This is a genomic window from Ewingella americana ATCC 33852, assembly GCF_000735345.1.
In the GTDB taxonomy this organism is placed as follows: Bacteria; Pseudomonadota; Gammaproteobacteria; order Enterobacterales; family Enterobacteriaceae; genus Ewingella; species Ewingella americana.
Genome location: NZ_JMPJ01000018.1, coordinates 39,438 through 61,247, shown reverse-complemented (window position 1 = coordinate 61,247; position 21,810 = coordinate 39,438). Strand labels below are relative to the sequence as shown.

Here is a 21,810-nt window from a genome sequence, read left to right as displayed (position 1 = left end):
GTCGCTCCTCAGAAATAGCCCTGACGTTTTTTCAGTTCCATCGAACCCGCCTGATCGCGGTCAATTGCCCGCCCCTGACGCTCACTGGTGGTTGAAACCAGCATCTCTTCGATGATTTCCGGCAGAGTCTGAGCTTCTGACTCCACGGCGCCCGTTAGCGGCCAGCACCCGAGAGTACGGAAGCGCACCATTTTCTGCTCAATCACTTCGCCCGGTTGCAGGTCGATGCGATCGTCATCCACCATCAGCAGCATGCCATCGCGTTCCAGAACCGGACGCGGAGCTGCGAGATACAGTGGAACAATTTCGATATTTTCCAAGAAGATATACTGCCAGATATCCAGCTCAGTCCAGTTGGAGAGCGGGAACACGCGGATGCTCTCGCCTTTGTTAATCTGGCCGTTGTAGTTGTGCCACAGCTCCGGGCGCTGGTTTTTAGGGTCCCAGCGGTGGAAACGGTCGCGGAACGAGTAAATACGCTCTTTAGCACGCGACTTCTCTTCATCACGACGCGCGCCGCCAAAGGCAGCGTCAAAACCGTATTTGTTCAGCGCTTGTTTCAAGCCTTCGGTTTTCATGATGTCAGTATGTTTGGCACTGCCGTGGACGAAGGGGTTGATGCCCATAGCGACGCCTTCCGGGTTCTTATGCACCAGCAGCTCAAAACCGTAGTTTTTCGCCGTGCGGTCGCGGAAATCGTACATTTCGCGGAACTTCCAGCCGGTATCCACGTGCAGTAGCGGGAAAGGCAGCGTCCCAGGGAAGAAGGCCTTGCGCGCCAGATGCAGCATCACCGAGGAGTCTTTACCGATGGAGTACATCATCACCGGGTTAGCAAATTCAGCCGCCACTTCACGGATGATATGGATACTCTCCGCCTCCAGTTGACGCAAATGTGTGAGTCGTTTTTCGTCCATAACAGATCCTTAAGCCAAATTCACGACCGACGGGCGAACCGCGTCGTCAGTCTGTGGTTGATGCCCAAACCAGGCGAGCTTATCGTGAAGTGCGACCACTTCGCCGATAACCAGTAATGCTGGCGTTGGTGCCTGTTGAGCCAAGAGTTCTAAGTTGTCGAGCGTGCCGGTCAGCACCTGCTGATCGACACGCGTACCACGGCCAATCACCGCCACCGGCGTACTCGCCGCGCGGCCATGAGCAATCAGCTGCTGGCTGATTTCAGCCGCCTTCACCGTGCCCATATAAATGGCCAGCGTTTGGTTGCCCTTCGCCAGTGTTTCCCACTGCATGCCATTCCCGTCGGGACGAGAGTGGCCGGTAATAAACATCACGCACTGCGCGTAGTCGCGGTGGGTCAGAGGGATCCCGGCGTAGGCCGTCGCGCCCGCGGCTGCCGTCACGCCCGGCACCACTTGGAAAGGGATGCCCGCCGCCGAAACGGCCTGTAGCTCTTCACCGCCGCGACCAAAAATAAACGGGTCGCCGCCTTTAAGGCGAACCACTTTTTTGCCCTGCTGCGCCAGTTCGACCAGCATGCGGTTTGTCTCTTCCTGCACCACCGAGTGGCTGCCTGCGCGCTTGCCGACGCAAATGCGGTCGGCGTCTCGGCGCACCAAATCTAAAATCTCGTCGCTAACCAAATGGTCATACAACACCACGTCTGCCTGCTGCATTACCTGCAAGCCGCGTAATGTGAGCAATCCTGCATCACCCGGACCCGCGCCGACCAGCGTCACTTCACCGTTCCTCGAGATGGATTCCGGATTATCTAATTGTTGTTGCAACACTTGCTCAGCTTCTGGAATCTGTCCCGCAGTAACCAGCGAGGCAAAGCGACCATCGAAGGTCTGCTCCCAGAAGCGACGGCGGGCAGTCATCGAGCTAAAACGCTGCTTCACGCGGTCGCGGAAACTGCCAGCAATCTCGGCCATTTTGCCCAGACTGGTTGGTAACAGCGTCTCGAGCTTTTCCCGCAGCATGCGCGCCAGCACGGGCGCCGTGCCGCTGGAAGAAATAGCCACCACAATCGGCGAACGATCGACGATTGAAGGGAAGATAAAGGAGCATTTCGGCTGGTCATCGACCACGTTGGCCAGCAGTTGGCGGCGATTCGCCTGCTCAAACACTTCAGCATTCAGTGCGGCGTCGTCGGTGGCGGCAATCACCAGAAATACGTCATCGAGCTGCTGCGGCTCAAATTGCTTCGCCAGCCAGCTGACTTGCGACTGCTGGAGACGATGCTCAAGTTCTGAGGAGAGTGACTGCGCGACGATGCGGACAGCTGCGCCAGCACGCAGTAGAAGGTCAATCTTGCGTGCTGCGATTTCGCCGCCGCCGACGACCAATACAGGACGTTGTCTTAGGTCGGCAAATATTGGTAGATAGTCCACAACGGCCTTTTTGATAGCGAAGAGTAATAACAAGACTATACGTGGTGGCAATTATTGAACTGAAATGACGAAATGGAATGAATAGTTACCAAATGGAATATAGATTCGCCAACCTGACTTTTCGGTGGCAGAAAGAGGTAACAAAAAGAGCCATTTGAGATAAGGGGAAATTGTCTAATTGCCGTCACAATCGCATACTATCGCGCAATAATGACCGCGTAACGCGGCCTGTCCGATTGAAAGCTTTCCGGTCTTTGACCCACGAATAAGGATTTTTTGTCCATGTTATCCCTTTCTCGCATGAAACTGGCGCTGCTGGCCTTTGGCTTGGGCTGTGCCGGTTTTACGCATGCGGCCGTGCAGCAGGTAGCTGCCCCCGCCCTCGGTAAAATTGCTGCCGAGCAAACTCGCCATATCGCCACCTATTTTCCGGGCCGCATGGCCGGTAGCCCGGCGGAGTTAATCGCCGCAGATTACTTACAACAGTACTTTGCCAAACTGGGCTATCAGAGTGACCTGCGCGGCTTTGATGCGCGCTATCTCTACACCAGTCGGGATGGCAAGCAGAGCTGGCATGATGTGCATTCCACCTCGGTGATCGCCGCCCGTGCAGGCACGGTGCCTCAGCAGATTGTGGTGATGGCGCATTTCGATACCTATTTGCCGCAAAGCGATGCCGACTCTGACCATAATCTCGGCGGACTTACCCTTCAGGGCGTGGATGATAACGCTTCAGGCGTGGGTGTGATGCTTGAGCTGGCCGAACGGCTGAGCAAGGAGCCAACCCACTATAGCTTGCGCTTCGTGGCATTGAGTGCCGAAGAGACGGGCGCACAGGGGGCCGCTGACTATGTGCAGCGCATGTCGCCGACGGAGAAGTTAAACACGCTGCTGGTGGTCAATCTCGACTCGCTGATCGTTGGCGATAAACTCTATTTCAAGAGCGGCAAAAACACCTCTCAGGCCGTGACTAAGCTGACACGCGACCGCGCCGTGACGCTGGCACGTCACGCGGGCATCGCCGCCGAGGCTTACAGTGGTAAGGATTGCTGTAATGGCATGCAGGCGCTGGACGACGCGCACATTCCACTCTTAATGGTCACCGCCACGGATTATGCGCTGGGCAAGAAAGACGGCCAGCAGCAGCGAGCAATCAGCGCCCACTTCCCGCAGGGTACCTCGCGCCATCAGGGACAGTTGGATAACTTGCAGTATCTCGACCGCGTACTGCCGGGCCGGATAGATAAACGCTCGAAAGATAGCGTGAGAATTCTACTGCCGCTGCTGAAAGAGCTGGCAAAACCGGCTGATGCTTTATAAGACGGTGACGCAATCCCTTAAATAATTCGAGTCAGAGAAAGGCGGCAAGCAAACGCATCCCCGGGAGCATAGATTACTATGTGACCGGGGTAAGTGCGCGTAGCTAACGCATCTCTGGCTCGAAGTATGACAGGGATTTATTCGTGTAAGCCGCACTCGCGTTTAAGCCCAAAGAATCTCGTCTCTTCCTCGCTCATGCCCTCTTCCCACTTCTTGGTAGTATGGGTATCGCCAACCGACAGGTAGCCCTGATCCCACAGCGGGTGATAGCTGAGGCCGTGCTCTTTGAGGTACTGAAACACTTGGCGGTTATCCCAATCGATGATCGGCAGGATTTTGAACACGCCGCGCTGCACGGCCAACACCGGCAGATTGGCGCGGCTGCCTGACTGTTCACGGCGCAGGCCAGCAAACCAAGTCTGCGCGCCCAGCGTCGCCAAAGCGCGGTTCATCGGTTCAACTTTATTAATGTTGTTGTAACGCTCAATGCCTTCTACGCCCTGCTCCCACAGCTTGCCATAGCGCGCTTCTTGCCACGCCGGGCTTTCTGCTGCGCGGAACACCTGCAAGTTCAGCTTCAACTGTTCGGTCAGTTGGTCAATGAACTGGTAAGTCTCGGGGAACAGGTAACCGGTATCAGTGAGGATCACCGGGATATCAGCCTGCTGGCGGGTCACCAGATGCAAACAGACCGCAGCCTGAATACCAAAACTTGAGGAGAGCGCGAATTCGCCCGGCAAATTCTCTAGTGCCCAGATGACACGATCCTGCGCCGACAATTTTTCAAGCTGGGCATTGGTTTCAGCCAATGCCAGTGCCTGACCCGATTTCGGCATTTCATTCAGTTCAGCAAGAGTGAGCAAACTCATAAACTCTCCATCCTTCAAGTTGCAGCAGCGTTAGTCGTAGAAGTCGCGGGCTGGATCCAGCACCGGGCGAATAATCCCCGCGCGGATCACGTAATCACCAAAGCCTTCATTGGTTTCACGCTCTTTCGCCCAGCGGCCGACCAGCTCGTCGATGATCGCCAGAATTTCAGTATCAGAGATATTCTCCCGATACATTCTAGGAATACGCGTCCCTTCACGGTTACCGCCAAGGTGCAGGTTGTAACGGTTGAGGGCTTTGCCCACCAGACCGATTTCAGCCAGCAGCGCGCGGCCACAGCCGTTAGGGCAACCCGTCACGCGCAGGACAATGTGCTCTTTGCCCACGCCGTGCTCGTGCATGATGCCTTCCACCTTGGTGACAAACTCTGGCAAGAAGCGTTCTGCTTCGGCCATCGCCAGCGGACAGGTCGGGTAAGAGACGCAGGCCATCGAGTTTTTGCGCTGCTCGGTGACGCTGTCGTCGATCAGGCCGTGGTTACGGGCCAGCGTTTCGATCGCGTCTTTATCTTTCTCCGAGACACCCGCGACGATCAGGTTCTGGTTAGCAGTAAGCCTGAAATCCCCTTTGTGGATCTTAGCGATTTCTGCCAGACCGGTTTTCAGCGGCTTGCCCGGATAATCCAGAATTCGACCATTTTCGATAAATAGCGTCAGGTGCCACTGCTTGTCGATCCCCTTCACCCAGCCGATGCGATCGCCGCGACCGGTGAATTCGTAAGGGCGAACCGGTTCGAATTCGATCCCTGCGCGCTTGGCCACTTCGTCGCGGAACACTTCCACGCCGACGCGCTCAAGGGTGTATTTAGTTTTGGCATTTTTACGGTTGGTGCGGTTGCCCCAGTCGCGCTGCGTGGTTACCACGGCTTCGGCCACGGCCAAGGTTTTATCCAGCGGGATAAAGCCCAGCTCGCTGGCGGTACGGGCGTAGGTCGCCTTGTCGCCATGCGCGATAGACAGGCCGCCGCCGACCAGCACGTTGAAGCCGACCAGCTTACCGTTATCAGCAATTGCCACGAAGTTCAGATCGTTGGCGTGAAGATCGACATCGTTTTGCGGCGGGATCACCACCGTGGTTTTGAATTTACGCGGCAGGTAAGTCGGGCCAAGGATCGGCTCTTCATCGGTGGTTTCGACTTTCTCTTGATCCAGCCACACTTCGGCATAAGCACGGGTGCGCGGCAGCAGATGCTCAGAGATCTTCTTCGCCCACTGATAGGCTTCCTGATGCAGTTCAGACTCCACCGGGTTAGAAGTACAAAGTACGTTACGGTTAACGTCATTGGCGGTCGCCAGCGCGTCCAGACCCAGTTTATTCAGCAGCTGGTGAACCGGTTTTACATTCGGTTTCAGGATGCCGTGGAACTGGAAAGTCTGGCGGTTAGTAATACGGATACTGCCGTACAGCGTGCTCTCTTCGGCAAATTTATCAATGCCCAGCCATTGGTCAGGCGTCATCACGCCGCCCGGCAGACGGCAACGCAGCATCATGGCGTGGCGCGGCTCAAGCTTCTGCTCGGCGCGTTCGGCGCGGATATCGCGGTCATCCTGCTGGTACATGCCGTGGAAACGGATCAACAGGAAGTTGTCACCGTTGAAGCCGCCGGTCAGGCCGTCTTGCAAATCTTCAGTAATGGTTCCGCGCAGGAAATTGCTTTCCTTCTTAAGGCGCTCAGCGTCAACCAGCGGCGCATCAACGACTAACGGGCCGGGACCGGGATTCTGTTCACTCCACAACTTATTGCTCATAAGTGCTCACTCATTGCTTAAATTTTATTAGTAGACGTCGCGCTGATAACGGCGATCCATACGCAATTCACTTAAAAATTCGTCGGCGGTTTCAAGGTCCATCGAACCCTGCTGGGAGATGATTTCCAACAGCGCTTGCTCGACGTCTTTCGCCATACGGTTGGCATCGCCGCAGACATAGACGTGCGCGCCCTCTTGCAGCCAGCGCCAGACTTCGGCGGCGTTTTCGCGCAGCTTGTCTTGAACGTAGACCTTTTCAGCCTGATCGCGCGACCAAGCCAGAGAAATGTGGGTCAGCAAGCCGTCTTTGACGTAGCGCTGCCATTCAACCTGATACAAGAAGTCTTCGGTGAAGTGCGGGTTGCCAAAGAACAGCCAGTTTTTACCGCCAGCGCCGTCGTTTTCACGCTGCTGCATGAAGGCGCGGAATGGCGCGATGCCGGTACCCGGGCCAATCATAATCACTGGCGCATCCGGGTTAGCGGGCAGGCGGAAATTGTCGTTATGCTCGATGAATACGCGAACTTCGCCATCTTCTTCCAGACGGTCAGCCAGATAGCCCGATGCACCACCGGTGCGCGCGCGGCCTTCGATTTCGTAGCGCACGGCACCCACGGTGATATGCACTTCGGACTCGTTCTCGGCCTGAGAGGAGGCGATGGAGTAGAGACGCGGCGTCAGCGGACGAAGCAAATCAACCAACTGCTGGGCATCCAGCTCGGTCGGAGCCTGACGCACCATGTCGACGAACGGCGTGTTTTGCGCGAACTGCTGCAAGGCGTGTTTGTCGGCCAGCAGCGCGTTCAGCTGTTCATCGCGGCACACTGCGGCGTATTTCTCAACGATTGGCGTGGTGTTTTGGGTCAGTTCGATGTGATGCTGCAACGCCTCGCTCAGGGCTAACGTTTTGCCATTCACCTCGACCGACTCATCGCCTTTCAGCCAGAGCAGTTCAACCACTTCTTTAACCAAGGCCGGATCGTTTTCGAACCAGATACCCAAGGCGTCGCCCGGCTGGTAGCGCAGGCCAGAATCACCCAGATCAATCTCGATGTGGCGCACATCTTTATCCGAATTACGCCCGGTGATTTTCTGGTTCACTGACAGCAATGCGGTCAGCGGCTCTTCTTTAGTATAAGGGCTGCTGTCGACTTGGTTGACCGCGCCAGCTAGCGAGGCGGCAGGCTGGGCAGTGGCTTCAGCCGGAACTCGCTGTTTCAGCACTTCAACAATGCGCTTGCGCCACTCTTCCGCCTGAGCCTGATATTCAACGTCAGCGTCAACGCGATCCAGCAGGCGCTCTGCGCCCAGTTCGCCAAGACGGTTGTCGAAGTCTTTCCCGGCCTGACAGAAGAATTCGTAGGAAGTGTCGCCCAGTGCAAACACGGCAAACGCCGTATCTTTCATCTGTGGCGCTTTCTTCGATTGCAGGAATTTGTGCAGCGCGACGGCTTCTTCAGCCTGCTCACCTTCCCCCTGAGTGGAAGCAACAATCAGCAGCAGCTTTTCTTGGCCGATTTGCTTGAATTTGTAGTCACCGGCGTTAACCAAGTTAACGTTCAGTTTTGCTGCGATCAGGTCATCACGGACTTGCTCAGCCAGACGGCGGGCGTTGCCGGTCTGGGAAGCTGAAATCAGGGTAATCGCCGCTGCGGCTGGCGCAGGTGCTGCTGCCGGAACAGCGCCCGGCTGTTGATTAACCATTCCCCAGAAATAGCCAGATAGCCATGCCAGCTGCGTCGGTGAGTATTCACCAATGGCAGACTGGAGCTTGGCCAATTGCTCTGGAGAGAGAGGCAAAATAGAAGTTGGAGGAGCCTGAGTCGTCATCGCGGTACGAATTCCCTTATGCATAAGCCAGTCATCAATCCGGCCTTCGTGCACAAGAAAGACCGTAAATCACCCTCACGCAGAAAAGCGACGGAGGGCGCAGAATGTAAGGTTAACGAGGCTGATGATAACAATTAAAGAAGTGATGGAAATATTAAATAACCAAAATGACTAAGTGGTTTTAGAGGTAGCCTTAACCACTAAAAGTGGTAAGTAGTGATTTTTTATCTTACTGAAATAGCTATGAAAATAGATGGCCATTTTTCCAGTTATACAAAGCGGCTTGTTATATAAAGAAAAACCCCGCCGTGGCGGGGTGAAAATTGTTTTTCGCCAGCACATTTTTACAGGTGGAACTGGCCGTGTTCCTCAAACCACGCGAACTGCCCGGCGGCAAAGACGGACATTTTACTGCTGCTGTGGCCGGTGTCCGGCAAATCAACAAAGTGCCAGTTAAACGGCGTGTTGTTCTGCTCGGCGCGCTGCTGGGACGTGGTGAAATAGCTCTCAGCGCGATCAAGGCGGTTGCTCCCCTGCGCCATCACCTGCTTGGACAAACGCTGCGGGTGGGTTTCAGGATTATCATCTTCACTGCCGACGGCAATCAGCATTGGTTTAGCAAAGTAACTGGCGAGCTGCTGCTGGTTGACGCTTATCGGCGACTCGCGCAACCCATAAGGCCAGCGCTGGTCGGTATCAGGCAAGGTCCACCACGTCGGCGCGGCGCAGACGGCAGCTTTCACCTCCGGCTGCGGCAATAATGTCAGCATGCGGTGAACAACTTGGCATCCGGCGCTGTTGCCGAAAAGGTAGAACTGCGACTGGCTGATGACGCCCTGCTTCTGCATTTGGCTGAACAGGGAGTCGACCACCGTGAAAGTCCATTGGGACGCAGGCAGTTTGCGATGGGTTTTGGGATCAACCAGATTGCCAAGGTTATAGCCCGCCGCGCCGGGGAAGTCCTGCTCGCTGAATTTCGGCACCACCACGCGCAGATGATACTGGTTCGCCATGGTGATCCATTCATTGCGCGCATTGGCCGCGTTGCGATCACCTTCGGTCATCACCATTACGATAGGCGTTGTGGCATCCGCACCTTCGGGTTGATAAGTGAAAACGTCCAGCGTCTTTTTGCCCTGCGCCACCAGAATATGGAAACTGCCAGCGCCCGTCGGGAATGTCAGGGCAACAGGTTTCGCCGGGGCAGCAGGCTTGGCGGTTTTCGGCTCAGTTTGAGCAGGTTTTATTTCAGCAGGTTTCGGGCCCGCAGGCTGGGTTTCCGCAGGCGTAGAGTCCGTAGACTTGGCGTCGGTAGCAGCAGGCGCGGCTGGCTGGGGGAGCGTTTCCGCACCGACGCTCGCCGTGAATAGCACCGACAATATGGCCAAACGCAGCACAGTAATCATGCAAACACTCAATAGGTTAGTCTCACTGCTGCCACTTTAAGTCAGTAAAACGGGCTGAGTAAAGGAGTGGTTGGTAACGCCTTGTACAGCTATGTACCGTGGATTTCGTGGCGCCAACGCGGGATTTCCGTTACTATGCCGCGTTTTTTGAGCAACGAGACAGCGCCATGACCACCACACTTTTTAAAGATTTTCAGTTCGAAGCCGCACACCATTTACCTCACGTTCCAGCGGGCCACAAATGCGGCCGCCTGCACGGGCACTCTTTCACGGTAAGATTAGAAATCACCGGTGAAGTGGATCCGCATACGGGTTGGGTAATGGATTTTGCTGATTTAAAAGCGGCTTTCGCCCCGACATTGGACCGTCTCGACCACTATAATCTCAACGATATTCCGGGCTTAGAGAACCCGACCAGTGAAGTGCTGGCCGAGTGGATCTGGAATGAGATGAAGCCTAAGCTGCCTTTGCTTTCCGCCGTACGTGTCAAAGAGACCTGCACCGCGGGCTGCGTCTATAAAGGCTAAGCGATATTTAGGTATTTGTGGGTCTGCATCGACAGCCGCCAATTTTTTGCAATGCAGGTCGCAATGCACAATTTGGTGGCTTCTTCTTTCTGACTGATTGGCTGCAAAGCGATGATTCGCGCTTTTTCGTCGGTCAATGTCGCCAGTAACTCTTCCAAGGCATCGATATCGCGCTGACGCGCCACCGGATGCTTCACTTCATCAGCCCGTTTCAACGCCTGCGGCAGAATGTCATAGCCGCCGCGCATGTTGACCTTTGGCGACACCGTCACCCAAGTATTCACCGAGCAGCGCACCTCATGGGTCCCGCTGGTTTCTATCTGGCAGCTAAAGCCGTTTTTTTCTAGCAGCGTGGTCAGCGGCATTAAATCGTAAATGCAGGGTTCGCCGCCGGTGATCACCACGTGGCGTGCCGTATAGCCCTGTTGAACAATGATCTCGTGCAGTTGCTCTGCCGTGGCGTTGCCCCAAGCATCACTCTCTTCGGTTTTGACCAAAATACGTTGTACGTCGACTTCCCGATCGGCGATTTTGTCCCAGGTATGTTTGGTGTCGCACCAGCTACAGCCCACCGGGCAGCCCTGCAGGCGAATAAAGATAGCCGGCACGCCGGTAAAATAACCTTCCCCTTGCAGGGTTTCGAACATTTCATTAATCGGGTACTGCATGGTTTTCTCAATCATCTCTAAAAAATCAGCGCGCATTATCACAGATATGACCTGTCAGTCCAAACCTGTGCTGTAAGTGAGTGTGGCAGGCAGCCTCTGCGCCATGACTGCTTCCACCATACAAATAAAAAACCCGCCGAAGCGGGTTTTTAGGAAAGTGTTCTAAAGCGCAGTAATTACTGGCCTTTAACTTCTTTCAGACCGTTGAATGGTGCTGCATCACCCAGAGCTTCTTCGATACGAATCAGCTGGTTGTATTTAGCAACACGGTCAGAACGGCTCATAGAACCAGTCTTGATCTGGCCAGCAGCGGTACCAACAGCCAGGTCAGCGATGGTAGCGTCTTCAGTTTCGCCTGAACGGTGAGAGATAACTGCAGTGTAGCCAGCATCTTTCGCCATTTTGATCGCAGCCAGAGTTTCGGTCAGAGAACCGATCTGGTTGAATTTGATCAAGATGGAGTTAGCGATACCTTTTTCGATACCTTCTTTCAGGATCTTGGTGTTAGTTACGAACAGATCGTCACCAACCAGCTGGATTTTGTCGCCCAGAACTTTAGTCTGGTAAGCGAAGCCAGCCCAGTCAGATTCGTCCAAACCGTCTTCGATAGAAACGATTGGGTACTGTTTGGTCAGGTCTTCCAGGAAGTGAGTGAACTCTTCAGAAGTGAAAGCTTTGTTGCCTTCGCCAGCCAGAACGTATTTGCCGTCTTTGTAGAACTCAGAAGCAGCACAGTCCATCGCCAGAGTGATGTCTTTGCCCAGCTCATAGCCAGCTTGTTTAACAGCTTCAGCGATAACAGCCAGAGCTTCTGCGTTAGAACCCAGGTTTGGCGCGTAGCCACCTTCGTCACCAACAGCAGTACCCATGCCTTTAGATTTCAGAACTTTAGCCAGAGTGTGGAAAACTTCAGAACCCATACGGATGGCTTCTTTCAGAGTTTTCGCGCCAACAGGCTGGATCATGAACTCTTGGATATCAACGTTGTTATCAGCGTGCTCGCCACCGTTGATGATGTTCATCATAGGCAGAGGCATAGAGTATTTGCCTGGGGTGCCGTTCAGTTCAGCGATGTGTGCGTACAGCGGCAGGCCTTTAGAGGCAGCAGCAGCTTTAGCAGCAGCAAGGGAAACAGCCAGAATCGCGTTAGCACCGAACTTAGATTTGTTCTCAGTACCGTCGAGATCGATCATGATCTTGTCGATGTTAGCCTGGTCTTTTGCGTCTTTGCCTTTAACAGCGTCAGCGATTGGGCCATTTACTGCTGCAACGGCTTTAGTAACGCCTTTGCCCAGGTAACGTGATTTATCACCGTCACGCAGTTCCAGCGCTTCGCGAGAACCAGTAGATGCGCCTGATGGAGCCGCTGCCAAACCTACGAAACCGCCTTCCAGATGAACTTCAGCTTCTACAGTAGGGTTACCACGGGAGTCGATGATTTCACGACCGATCACTTTAACGATTTTGGACATTAGGATTTCCTCAGTACAAGTTAACTAAAGCTTCAGACAAACAACGTGCCAAATGGCACGCTGTTTCCCCTATATTTATTTTACCTGACGCTTCTGATACTCACCGGCAGCCTTAACAAAGCCTGCAAACAACGGATGACCATCACGCGGCGTTGACGTAAATTCCGGGTGGAACTGGCAAGCCACAAACCATGGGTGGTTTGGCAGCTCGATAATTTCCACCAGTTGCTTGTCGCCAGAGCGTCCTGCAACGCGTAAACCCGCGGCTTCGATCTGTTTGAGCAGCATGTTGTTTACTTCGTAACGGTGACGATGACGTTCAACAATCGTCGGCTCGCCGTACATCTCGCGAACCAGGCTACCGTCAGTCAGGTGGCATTGTTGCCCACCGACACGCATGGTGCCGCCTAAATCACTCTCTTCAGAACGGACTTCTACATTCCCGTTCTCATCACGCCATTCGGTAATCAATGCCACAACCGGGAACTTACAGTCTGGCACAAATTCGGTTGAGTTGGCGTTTTCCATGCCAACAACGTGGCGGGCGAACTCCATCAACGCGACTTGCATACCTAAACAAATACCCAAGTAAGGGATGTTGTTTTCGCGCGCATACTGGGCGGTCATCACTTTGCCTTCAACACCACGGTAACCGAAGCCACCAGGGATCAGGATAGCGTCCAACCCTTTCAGAATTTCTACACCACGCGTTTCGACATCTTGCGAGTCGATAAGTTTGATGTTGACGGTCAGACGATTTTTCAGCCCGCCGTGCTTAAGTGCTTCGATAACAGACTTATAAGCATCTGGCAGCTCAACGTATTTACCCACCATCCCGATGGTCACTTCGCCACCTGGGTTCGCTTCTTCATACACCACCTGCTCCCATTCGGACAGGTTAGCTTCAGGCGGGGTCAAGCTGAATCGTTTACAAATATAGTCGTCCAGACCCTGAGATTTCAATAGGGCTGGGATTTTATAAATGGAATCAACGTCTTTAAGTGAAATAACCGCTTTTTCTGGCACGTTACAGAACAGAGCGATTTTCGCGCGTTCGTTGGCCGGTACGGCACGGTCTGAACGGCAGATCAGCACGTCTGGCTGAATACCAATCGACAGCAGTTCTTTAACAGAGTGCTGGGTTGGTTTGGTTTTCACTTCGCCGGCGGCTGCCATGTACGGAACCAGAGTCAGGTGCATGTACAGCGTGTGCTCACGGCCTACTTCTACCGCCATCTGGCGAATTGCTTCCAAGAATGGCAGAGATTCGATATCACCCACGGTACCGCCAATTTCAACCAGAACCACATCATGGCCTTCGCCGCCTTCGATGATACGTTCTTTGATGTTATTGGTGATGTGTGGGATTACTTGGATGGTCGCGCCCAAATAGTCGCCACGGCGTTCTTTGCGCAGTACGTCAGAGTAGATGCGCCCCGTGGTGAAGTTGTTGCGACGAGTCATTTTGGTGCGGATGAAGCGCTCGTAGTGACCCAAATCGAGATCCGTTTCAGCGCCGTCTTCGGTGACGAACACTTCGCCGTGCTGAGTTGGGCTCATGGTGCCTGGATCCACGTTGATATACGGGTCCAGTTTCATGATGGTCACGTTGAGGCCACGGGCTTCGAGAATAGCCGCCAGAGAGGCTGCGGCAATGCCTTTACCCAGAGAGGATACGACCCCGCCGGTCACAAAAATATAATTAGTTGTCATGCTGAACCTGAGAGGTTAGGTTTAAAGACGATGGAATAACCAAGACGGGAAAACAGTATACCGGAACCTTGTGCGCGCCACAAATAAAGGTTTTGCTGTTTATCATCGTTTTCTTCGCCTCAGTTCAGAAGAGTTAACTCTTCGAGCCCCTGTCTCACATTCTTTTAAAAACAACAAGTTAACCAATGCGATTCGCTAACTTGCTGCCGTAGCCCAATAAAATCTCTTAGATTTCAATTTGTTGGACTTTGCTCTCTCAGGCCAACATCTACCTCGTTGACTGGTTTTGAGCTTAACCGTTTCAGCAGGTGCAGATCTTGTCGCCGATCAAAGTCCGAGCAGACGTCAGTGCGCCTCGCCCTGCTTAACTTGCTGCCACGCCTCTTCCATTTGGTCGAGCGTCGCGTCTTCCATGGTTAAGCCTTGTTCACGAATGATCTGCTCGACCTGACGGAAGCGGCGTTCAAACTTACGGTTGGCGGCCTGTAGTGCATCTTCGGCCTTATGCCCCAGATGGCGCGACAGGTTAACGGTCGCAAACAGCAGGTCGCCAATCTCTTCGCCCAGCTTCTCTTCGTCAATAACCGCCTGCTGCGCCTCATGCATCACTTCGTCTATCTCTTCATAGACTTTGTCCAGCACCGGGCCGAGGGTGGTCCAGTCGAAGCCCACGTTGGCGCAGCGCTTTTGGATTTTGTGCGCGCGCATCAGGGCCGGCAGAGCCTGTGGAATGTCATCCAGAGCCGAATGCAGGGACTTCTCTGCCCTTTCCAGCGCCTTGCGCGCTTCCCATTTCACCAGCACGTCCTGACTGCTCTTCTCGCTTTGCGGGCTACCGGCATTGGCGAAAACGTGAGGATGGCGGCGCTCAAGCTTGTCGGAGATGGCATTGCAGATATCGTCGAAGGCAAACAGCCCCTGCTCGCTGCCCATTTGGGCATAAAACACCACTTGGAAAAGCAAGTCGCCCAGCTCATCGCGCACGTCGTCATAGTCCTTGCGGGCGATAGCGTCGAGCACTTCGTAGGTCTCTTCAAGAGTGTAAGGCGCGATGGTTTCGAAGGTCTGCTCCTTGTCCCACGGGCATCCGGCAATCGGGTCGCGCAGGGTTTTCATGATGGTGAGCAAACGTTGCAGGGCTGATTCTGTCATGGCGGGCTGTCCGTTTCTTATTGAGCGGCGGGCGTCTGAGCGCCAACCGTAAAAAATAAAGGCCCGACAAGCGGGCCAGTAAAATCACAATGCTTAGTTGCCGTGAAGGCGTTTGGCGTCAATCACATCCGGCAGTTGGTTGAGCTTGGCTATTACGCGCCCCAGCACCTGCGGGTTGTAGATTTCGATGTCCATATCGATAGTCGCCAGCTGCTGCTTGGTGTCGCTACGGCTGGCAACGCCGAGCACGTTAACCTTCTCGTTGGCCAGAATGGTGGTGATGTCGCGCAGCAGGCCGCTGCGATCATTGGCCACCACGCGAACCACCAGCGAGTAGCCGCTGGAGTAGCTTTCGCCCCACACGGCGTCGACCACGCGCTCCGGCGCGTTCTGGCGCAGGTCTTCCAACTGGTCACAGTCGGCGCGGTGAATCGAGATCCCACGGCCCTGAGTGATGTAACCCACGATCTCATCGCCCGGGATCGGCTGGCAGCAGCGCGCGATGTGGTGCATCAGATTACCGACGCCTTCCACCACTACGCGACCGTTGTCCTTGCCATTGCTGCGCGGCGGCGGCGCGGAGGTTTTCTGCGTCAGCTGGCGCAGCGCCTCTTTGTCTAACTCTTCCGCACTCGGTTTTTTCAACTGAGATTGCAGGAAGTTCACCATCTGGTTAAGGCGAATATCGCCATTACCGATGGCCGCCAGCACTTCATCCAGCGAGTTGACGTTGTAGCGCGGCAGCAGCAGTTTCTCGGCATCTTTGATGCTGATATCCAGTCTGTCCAGTTCGTCGTCGAGGATCTGTTTACCGGCAATAATGTTCTTGTCGCGATCCTGCTTGCGGAACCAGTTGTGGATCTTCGAACGCCCGCGGCTGGTGGTGACATAGCCTAGGTTCGGGTTCAGCCAGTCGCGGCTTGGGTTCGGGTGCTTCTGGGTGATGATCTCAATCTGATCGCCCATTTGCAGCTGATAGGTGAACGGCACGATGCGCCCGCCAATCTTGGCTCCGATACAACGGTGTCCGACATCGCTGTGGATGTGATAAGCGAAGTCGAGCGGCGTGGAGCCCATCGGCAAGTCAATAACGTCGCCTTTTGGCGTAAACACGTAGACGCGGTCGTCGAACACCTGACTGCGCACTTCATCAAGCATTTCGCCTGAATCAGCCATCTCTTCCTGCCACGCAATCAGTTTACGCAGCCAAGCAATGCGGCCTTCGTAGCCACCGCTGCGGCCACCGGCCACGGCAGTACCTTCTTTGTATTTCCAGTGCGCGGCGACGCCCAGCTCGGCATCTTCATGCATCTGGCGAGTACGGATTTGCACTTCAAGGGTTTTGCCGCGCGGGCCGAGAACCACGGTATGAATCGACTGATAGCCGTTAGGTTTCGGGTTGGCGACGTAGTCATCAAACTCGTCAGGCAGATGGCGGAAATGGGTGTGAACGATACCCAGCGCCGCATAGCAGTCTTGCAGGCGCTCAACCACGATACGCACCGCGCGCACGTCAAACAGCTCGTCAAACGACAGCGCTTTTTTCTGCATCTTGCGCCAGATGCTGTAGATGTGTTTCGGACGGCCATAGACATCAACTTTGATGCCCTCTTCGGCCATCGCACCGCGCACGGTGGAGACGAAATCGTCAATATACTGCTCGCGGTCGATGCGACGCTCGTGCAGCAGTTTGGCGATTCTTTTGTATTCGTCAGGATGCAGGTAACGGAAGCAGAAGTCTTCCAGCTCCCATTTTAACTGGCCAATCCCCAAGCGGTTCGCCAGCGGTGCATAGATGTTAGTACACTCTTTGGCCGCCAACACGCGCTCTTCTTCCGGCGCGTCTTTCACTTCGCGCAGGTGAGCGATACGTTCGGCAAGCTTGAGCACCACGCAGCGGAAATCTTCCACCATCGCCAGCAGCATGCGGCGAACGTTATCCACCTGCTCGGAGGCCATAGAGTCGTTTTGCGTGGCTTTTAGCTGGCGAATGGCGTCCATATCGCGCACGCCGTGCACCAAGTCAGTAATGCTTTTGCCGAACTGCTGGGTCAGCGTGTCTTCATCGATAATGCCAACATCAACCACGGGGAACAGCAGCGCGGCGCGCATGCTGTCGTTGTCCATGCTCAGGGTAGAGAGGATCTCGACCATCTCCAGCCCGCGCCATAAAAGCAGCGAGGCATCTGGATGGCCTTGTGTCTGTTGTTCGCAGTAGCGCCAGGTTTCGGCTAAACGCTCACATGACTGCTGGCTAGAAAGGCCTAAACTGGTTATCCAGTCGTCGAGCGCAAACTCGCCTGCCGTGTTCAAATGTGCACTTCTTACCGCAACCATACCCTCTCCCTACATTTCTGCTGCCATTCAGGCGGCAGACGGGTTGATAAACAGAGCCATCGACTCAAGATGCCCAGTGTGCGGGAACATATCCAGCATGCGAACCTGAGCTAAGCGATAACCCGCCTCCAACAAAATTTTGCTGTCCCGCGCTAAAGTCGTGGGGTTGCATGAGACATACACCACGCGCTGCGGATCCAGCTTAATAATATGTGCCATAACGCCAGCGGCTCCGGCCCTTGCAGGGTCGAGCAGCACTTTATTAAAGCCCTGTGCCGCCCAAGGTTGCTGGCTGACATCCTCTTCCAGATTTTCATGGAAGAATTCAGCATTGTTCAAATTATTTCGAATGGCATTATCTTGCCCATTCGCCACCAGCGTGGCAACACCTTCTACGCCGGTGACATGCTTTACACGCTTGGCTAAAGGCAGGGTGAAATTACCCACACCGCAGAATAAATCCAATAGGCGATCGTCGGAATTGAGATCTAGCCATTCTATCGCCTGTGCCACCATTTGCTGGTTGACGTCATCATTGACCTGAATGAAATCGCGCGGGCTGAATTTCAGCGACAAATCGTCGATTTGGTACAGCGGCTGCTCGCCGCACAGCAACTCTAAGCTGTCGCTCTCTGCCGCCAGCCACAGGGCCACGCCGTGTTCAGCACCGAAGGCCAGCAGGCTGGCGCGGTCTTGCTCTTTCAGCGGGTCAAGATGGCGCAGCACTATTAGTGGACCATTTTCGGCCAGCACCAGTTCAACATGCCCCAAACGCTGGGCCGCTGAGAGTTGCGAAAGGCAGTGTTGCAAAGGTACCAACAGGCGTTCCAGCTCGGGGCGCAGCACCGGGCAGCGGTTTATCGCCACCAGATCATTTGAGCCTTCCTGACGAAAACCCATCACCAGCGTAGAAGAAGATGAGGAAGACGCCATTTTATTTTTGCCTTTCCCGCCGCCTTTAGCACTTCCGGCAATTTGTAAACCCAGCCGCGCTCGGCGTCGATAGCCATACTGTGGGCCAGCAATCACCGGCTGAGGTTGCGCTTCTACCCCCGTTTCGCGTGAAATAAGGCGTAATAAGGCCGCAGATTTGCTCTGTTGCTGTAATACTTCACTGGCATGTTGCTGCTGACAGCCGCCACAGGTGTTGAAGTGTGGACAGGCCGGTTTCACGCGCTGTTCGCTGGTGGTCAGCAGGCGTTTTACACGCCCTTTGGCATACTGGCGTTTGTCCTCGGTGAGCGTCACCTCGGCCTGTTCGCCGGGCAGTAACCCGCTGATAAACACTGCTTTACCGTTGTGGCGCGCCACACCCTGACCAAATGCATCCAGGTCGGTGGCAGTCACAGTTATTGTTTGCCGGGTCGTCACGCGACGATTCGGAGAGTAGAATTGGGCCATTATTGTTGATTGCACGCTGAGTCAATTAAGGTCTTTCAGCTGCTGATTCTCCCACATTGGAACCTCATGACCAAATATAGCCTTCGCGCACGGATGATGATTTTAATTCTGGCACCGACTTTGATGATTGGTCTGCTGCTCAGCACCTTCTTTGTGGTGCATCGTTATAACGAGTTACAGAAGCAATTAACCGACTCCGGATCCAGCATTATTGAGCCTTTGGCCGTCGCCAGTGAATATGGCATGACCTTCCGTGAGCGAGAGCCAGTAACGCGTTTGATCAGCCGCCTGCATCGCAACCATTCTGAGATTGTTCGCGCAATTAGCGTGTTCGACGGGCAGAACAAACTGTTTGCCACCTCTAACTCGTTGCGCGAAGGCAACAAGTTGCAGGTGGCCTCAGTCAACGATATCCCGCGCGAACTCACCCAAAAGCGCATGGGTGACTCACTGATTTTGCGCACGCCAATTTTAGCCGAAAACCACACCTCGGCGGATGACGACGCCTTCCACACCTCGCCCGCGCGCAATCTCGGCTATATCGCCATTGATTTAGATCTTAGCTCGGTCCGCCTACAGCAGTATCAGGAAGCCTTTGTCTCCACCATGTTACTGCTGCTCTGTCTGGGCATCGCCACGCTGTTCTCTTACCGCCTGATGCGCGATGTAACCGGCCCAATTCGCAACATGGTCAATACGGTTGACCGAATTCGCCGCGGTCAGCTTGATAGCCGCGTCGAAGGCAATATGCTGGGCGAACTGAGCATGCTGAAAAACGGCATCAACTCGATGGCGATGTCGTTGACCGCTTACCATGAAGAGGTGCAGCAGAACATTGATCAGGCGACTTCGGATCTGCGAGAGACGCTGGAGCAGATGGAGATCCAAAACGTTGAATTGGATCTGGCGAAAAAGCGCGCGCAGGAGGCTGCCCGTATTAAGTCGGAGTTCCTCGCCAACATGTCTCACGAGCTGCGTACCCCGCTCAATGGGGTGATTGGCTTCACTCGCCAGACGCTGAAAACGCCGCTGTCGCCGACGCAGGCCGATTATCTGCAAACCATTGAACGTTCTGCCAATAATCTGCTGACTATTATTAATGACGTGCTCGACTTCTCGAAGCTGGAAGCCGGCAAACTGGTGCTGGAGCATATCCCGTTCTCCCTGCGTGAAATGCTGGATGAAGTGGTCGTGCTCCTGGCCCACACCGCCCATGAAAAAGGCTTAGAGCTGACGCTCAATGTGCACAACAACGTGCCTGAAAGTGTCCTTGGCGACCCGATGCGTTTGCAGCAGGTTGTCACCAACTTACTCGGAAATGCCATCAAGTTCACCGAAAATGGCAACATTGATATCAATGTGGAAGTTCGCTCGCAGAACAATTTGCAAGTCGAGTTGGAAGTACAAATCCATGACACAGGGATCGGAATATCTGAGCGCCAACAGTCGCAGCTGTTCCAAGCCTTCCGGCAGGCCGACGCCAGTATTTCGCGCCGCCACGGCGGTACCGGGCTGGGGCTGGTTATCACGCAGCGACTGGTCAAGGAGATGGGCGGCGACATCAGCTTCTACAGCCAGATTAATCGCGGCTCAACCTTCTGGTTCCACATCACCCTTGAGTTGAACGACAACCGCCACATCACGCCGCTCTCCATGAACTGCCTCGAAGGGAAGCGTCTGGCCTATGTGGAAGCCAACCCGGCGGCGGCGAAAGCCACGTTGGAAATCTTGCAGTCGACGCCACTCGACGTGGTGCATCGCACCACCATTCAGGCCCTGCCGGACCCTTATTACGACCTGATGCTGTGCAGTATTCCGGTGAAGCTCGACCACCAGCTTTCTGACTACGACGCGCGCCTGCAAAAGGTGTTAAGCATGACTGACCGCCTGCTGTTGGCGCTGCCGAGCGAGTTCCAAGTCGATGCGGAATCGCTGAAAAATCGCGGCGTACAGGCTTGTTTAATCAAGCCTATTTCCAGTATTCGCCTGCTGCCGCTGCTGCTGGCGACGCCTTATTCGCCGCCAATCTTGAACGCTGACGGCGCGCGCTCAGACCGCCTGCCGCTGACGGCGATGGCGGTGGATGACAACCCGGCGAACCTCAAGCTGATCGGCACCCTGTTGGAAGAATTAGTGGAAACCACCCTGCTTTGCCACAGCGGTGAAGAGGCCATCGACATGGCGCGCAATAACGATTTGGATATCATTTTGATGGATATTCAGATGCCGAACATCGATGGCATTCGCGCCAGTGAAATCATTCACCAGCTGCCGCGCCACGCCAAGACGCCAATCATAGCCGTCACCGCCCACTCGCTGAGCGGCGAGCGCGAACAACTGCTCAAAGTGGGGATGGACGATTATCTGGCGAAACCAATTGATGAAAGCATGCTGAAACGCGTGCTGGCCCGCCATTACTCGCACCAAACGCCGCAGGAATCGCCGCTCAATCAGGAGAGTGGCAGCATGCCGATGAGCACGCTGGACTGGCAACTGGCTCTACGCCAGTCGGCTAACAAAGAGGATTTAGCGCGCGATCTGCTGCAAATGCTGGTCGACTTCCTGCCACAAGTCACCGAGCGGGTTAACGCCGTGGCGCAGGGCGAGCCGGACGAAGACATTCTGTCGCTGATCCATAAGCTGCACGGCAGCTGTAGTTACAGTGGCGTACCACGCCTGAAACAGCTCTGTTTCTACCTTGAACAGCAATTGCGGAAAAACATCCCGGCGAGCGAGCTGGAGCCGGAATGGTTCGAGTTATTGGACGAAATTGAAAATGTGACCCGCGAAGCTCAACTGCATCTTAAACAGTAAATTTTACTGCACCAAGATTTGCTTGAGATCTCACTTACGGAAAATAGTTCCGGCTTACCATTAAACTAAATAGCTGAAATTTAGCGCTATTTTTTCCTCATATAAAAATCCTATGGTCGGGAGGTATTTACAACTCCCGATCACTTTGGTTTAACTCTATTCATCAGTTGCGCAGTTTTCCGT

The 21,810-nt window shown here is 54.5% G+C and carries 15 protein-coding genes; 3 read left to right on the top strand and 12 right to left on the bottom strand.

Going from position 1 to position 21,810, the window contains the following annotated elements:
- Window positions 1-8 precede the first annotated feature (8 nt).
- Entirely contained in the window at window positions 9-917 is a 909-nt protein-coding gene (cysD, locus tag GEAM_RS01825) for a sulfate adenylyltransferase subunit CysD (protein WP_034787444.1), read from the bottom strand.
- 9 nt (window positions 918-926) lie between these two features.
- Complete coding sequence (cysG, locus tag GEAM_RS01820; RefSeq protein WP_034787443.1) at window positions 927-2,351, bottom strand: siroheme synthase CysG; 1,425 nt, start codon at window positions 2,349-2,351, stop codon at window positions 927-929.
- A gap of 282 nt (window positions 2,352-2,633) precedes the next feature.
- Between cysG and GEAM_RS01815 the strand changes: the two genes are divergently transcribed.
- Entirely contained in the window at window positions 2,634-3,671 is a 1,038-nt protein-coding gene (locus tag GEAM_RS01815) for an aminopeptidase (protein WP_034787441.1), read from the top strand.
- A gap of 137 nt (window positions 3,672-3,808) precedes the next feature.
- Here the strand turns inward: GEAM_RS01815 and GEAM_RS01810 are convergent, their stop codons facing one another.
- The 4 genes from GEAM_RS01810 to GEAM_RS01795 form a co-directional block, all read right to left on the bottom strand.
- Window positions 3,809-4,540, bottom strand: coding sequence for a phosphoadenylyl-sulfate reductase (locus tag GEAM_RS01810; RefSeq protein WP_034787438.1), 732 nt, complete (start codon window positions 4,538-4,540; stop codon window positions 3,809-3,811).
- 30 nt (window positions 4,541-4,570) lie between these two features.
- On the bottom strand, window positions 4,571-6,307 hold the full coding sequence (gene cysI / locus GEAM_RS01805) for an assimilatory sulfite reductase (NADPH) hemoprotein subunit (protein WP_034787436.1): 1,737 nt from the start codon (window positions 6,305-6,307) through the stop codon (window positions 4,571-4,573).
- Between the two features lie 27 nt (window positions 6,308-6,334).
- Window positions 6,335-8,137 (bottom strand): NADPH-dependent assimilatory sulfite reductase flavoprotein subunit, encoded by a 1,803-nt coding sequence (gene cysJ / locus GEAM_RS01800; protein ID WP_034787434.1) that lies wholly within the window; start codon window positions 8,135-8,137, stop codon window positions 6,335-6,337.
- A gap of 344 nt (window positions 8,138-8,481) precedes the next feature.
- Window positions 8,482-9,543, bottom strand: coding sequence for a hypothetical protein (locus GEAM_RS01795; protein ID WP_034787430.1), 1,062 nt, complete (start codon window positions 9,541-9,543; stop codon window positions 8,482-8,484).
- A gap of 167 nt (window positions 9,544-9,710) precedes the next feature.
- Between GEAM_RS01795 and queD the strand changes: the two genes are divergently transcribed.
- Complete coding sequence (queD, locus tag GEAM_RS01790; RefSeq protein ID WP_034787621.1) at window positions 9,711-10,070, top strand: 6-carboxytetrahydropterin synthase QueD; 360 nt, start codon at window positions 9,711-9,713, stop codon at window positions 10,068-10,070.
- On the opposite strand, the gene queE is transcribed toward queD, so the two are convergent.
- The 6 genes from queE to rlmD all read right to left on the bottom strand — a co-directional run bounded on the left by queE (window position 10,067) and on the right by rlmD (window position 18,813).
- Entirely contained in the window at window positions 10,067-10,738 is a 672-nt protein-coding gene (queE, locus tag GEAM_RS01785; RefSeq protein ID WP_034787619.1) for a 7-carboxy-7-deazaguanine synthase QueE, read from the bottom strand. The genes queD and queE overlap by 4 nt on opposite strands.
- A gap of 176 nt (window positions 10,739-10,914) precedes the next feature.
- Window positions 10,915-12,210 carry a phosphopyruvate hydratase gene (eno, locus tag GEAM_RS01780; protein WP_034787428.1) on the bottom strand — a complete coding sequence of 432 codons (1,296 nt, stop codon included), beginning with the start codon at window positions 12,208-12,210 and terminating at the stop codon, window positions 10,915-10,917.
- Between the two features lie 75 nt (window positions 12,211-12,285).
- A complete protein-coding gene (gene pyrG / locus GEAM_RS01775; protein ID WP_034787426.1) occupies window positions 12,286-13,923 on the bottom strand; it encodes a glutamine hydrolyzing CTP synthase in 1,638 nt (545 codons plus the stop codon).
- A gap of 345 nt (window positions 13,924-14,268) precedes the next feature.
- Complete coding sequence (mazG, locus tag GEAM_RS01770) at window positions 14,269-15,075, bottom strand: nucleoside triphosphate pyrophosphohydrolase (protein ID WP_034787424.1); 807 nt, start codon at window positions 15,073-15,075, stop codon at window positions 14,269-14,271.
- 93 nt (window positions 15,076-15,168) lie between these two features.
- Window positions 15,169-17,412, bottom strand: coding sequence for a GTP diphosphokinase (relA, locus tag GEAM_RS01765; RefSeq protein WP_034787422.1), 2,244 nt, complete (start codon window positions 17,410-17,412; stop codon window positions 15,169-15,171).
- A gap of 27 nt (window positions 17,413-17,439) precedes the next feature.
- A complete protein-coding gene (rlmD, locus tag GEAM_RS01760) occupies window positions 17,440-18,813 on the bottom strand; it encodes a 23S rRNA (uracil(1939)-C(5))-methyltransferase RlmD (protein ID WP_034787420.1) in 1,374 nt (457 codons plus the stop codon).
- A gap of 66 nt (window positions 18,814-18,879) precedes the next feature.
- On the opposite strand from rlmD, the gene barA reads away from it, so the two are divergent.
- Window positions 18,880-21,627 (top strand): two-component sensor histidine kinase BarA, encoded by a 2,748-nt coding sequence (gene barA / locus GEAM_RS01755; protein ID WP_034787418.1) that lies wholly within the window; start codon window positions 18,880-18,882, stop codon window positions 21,625-21,627.
- Window positions 21,628-21,810 lie beyond the last annotated feature (183 nt).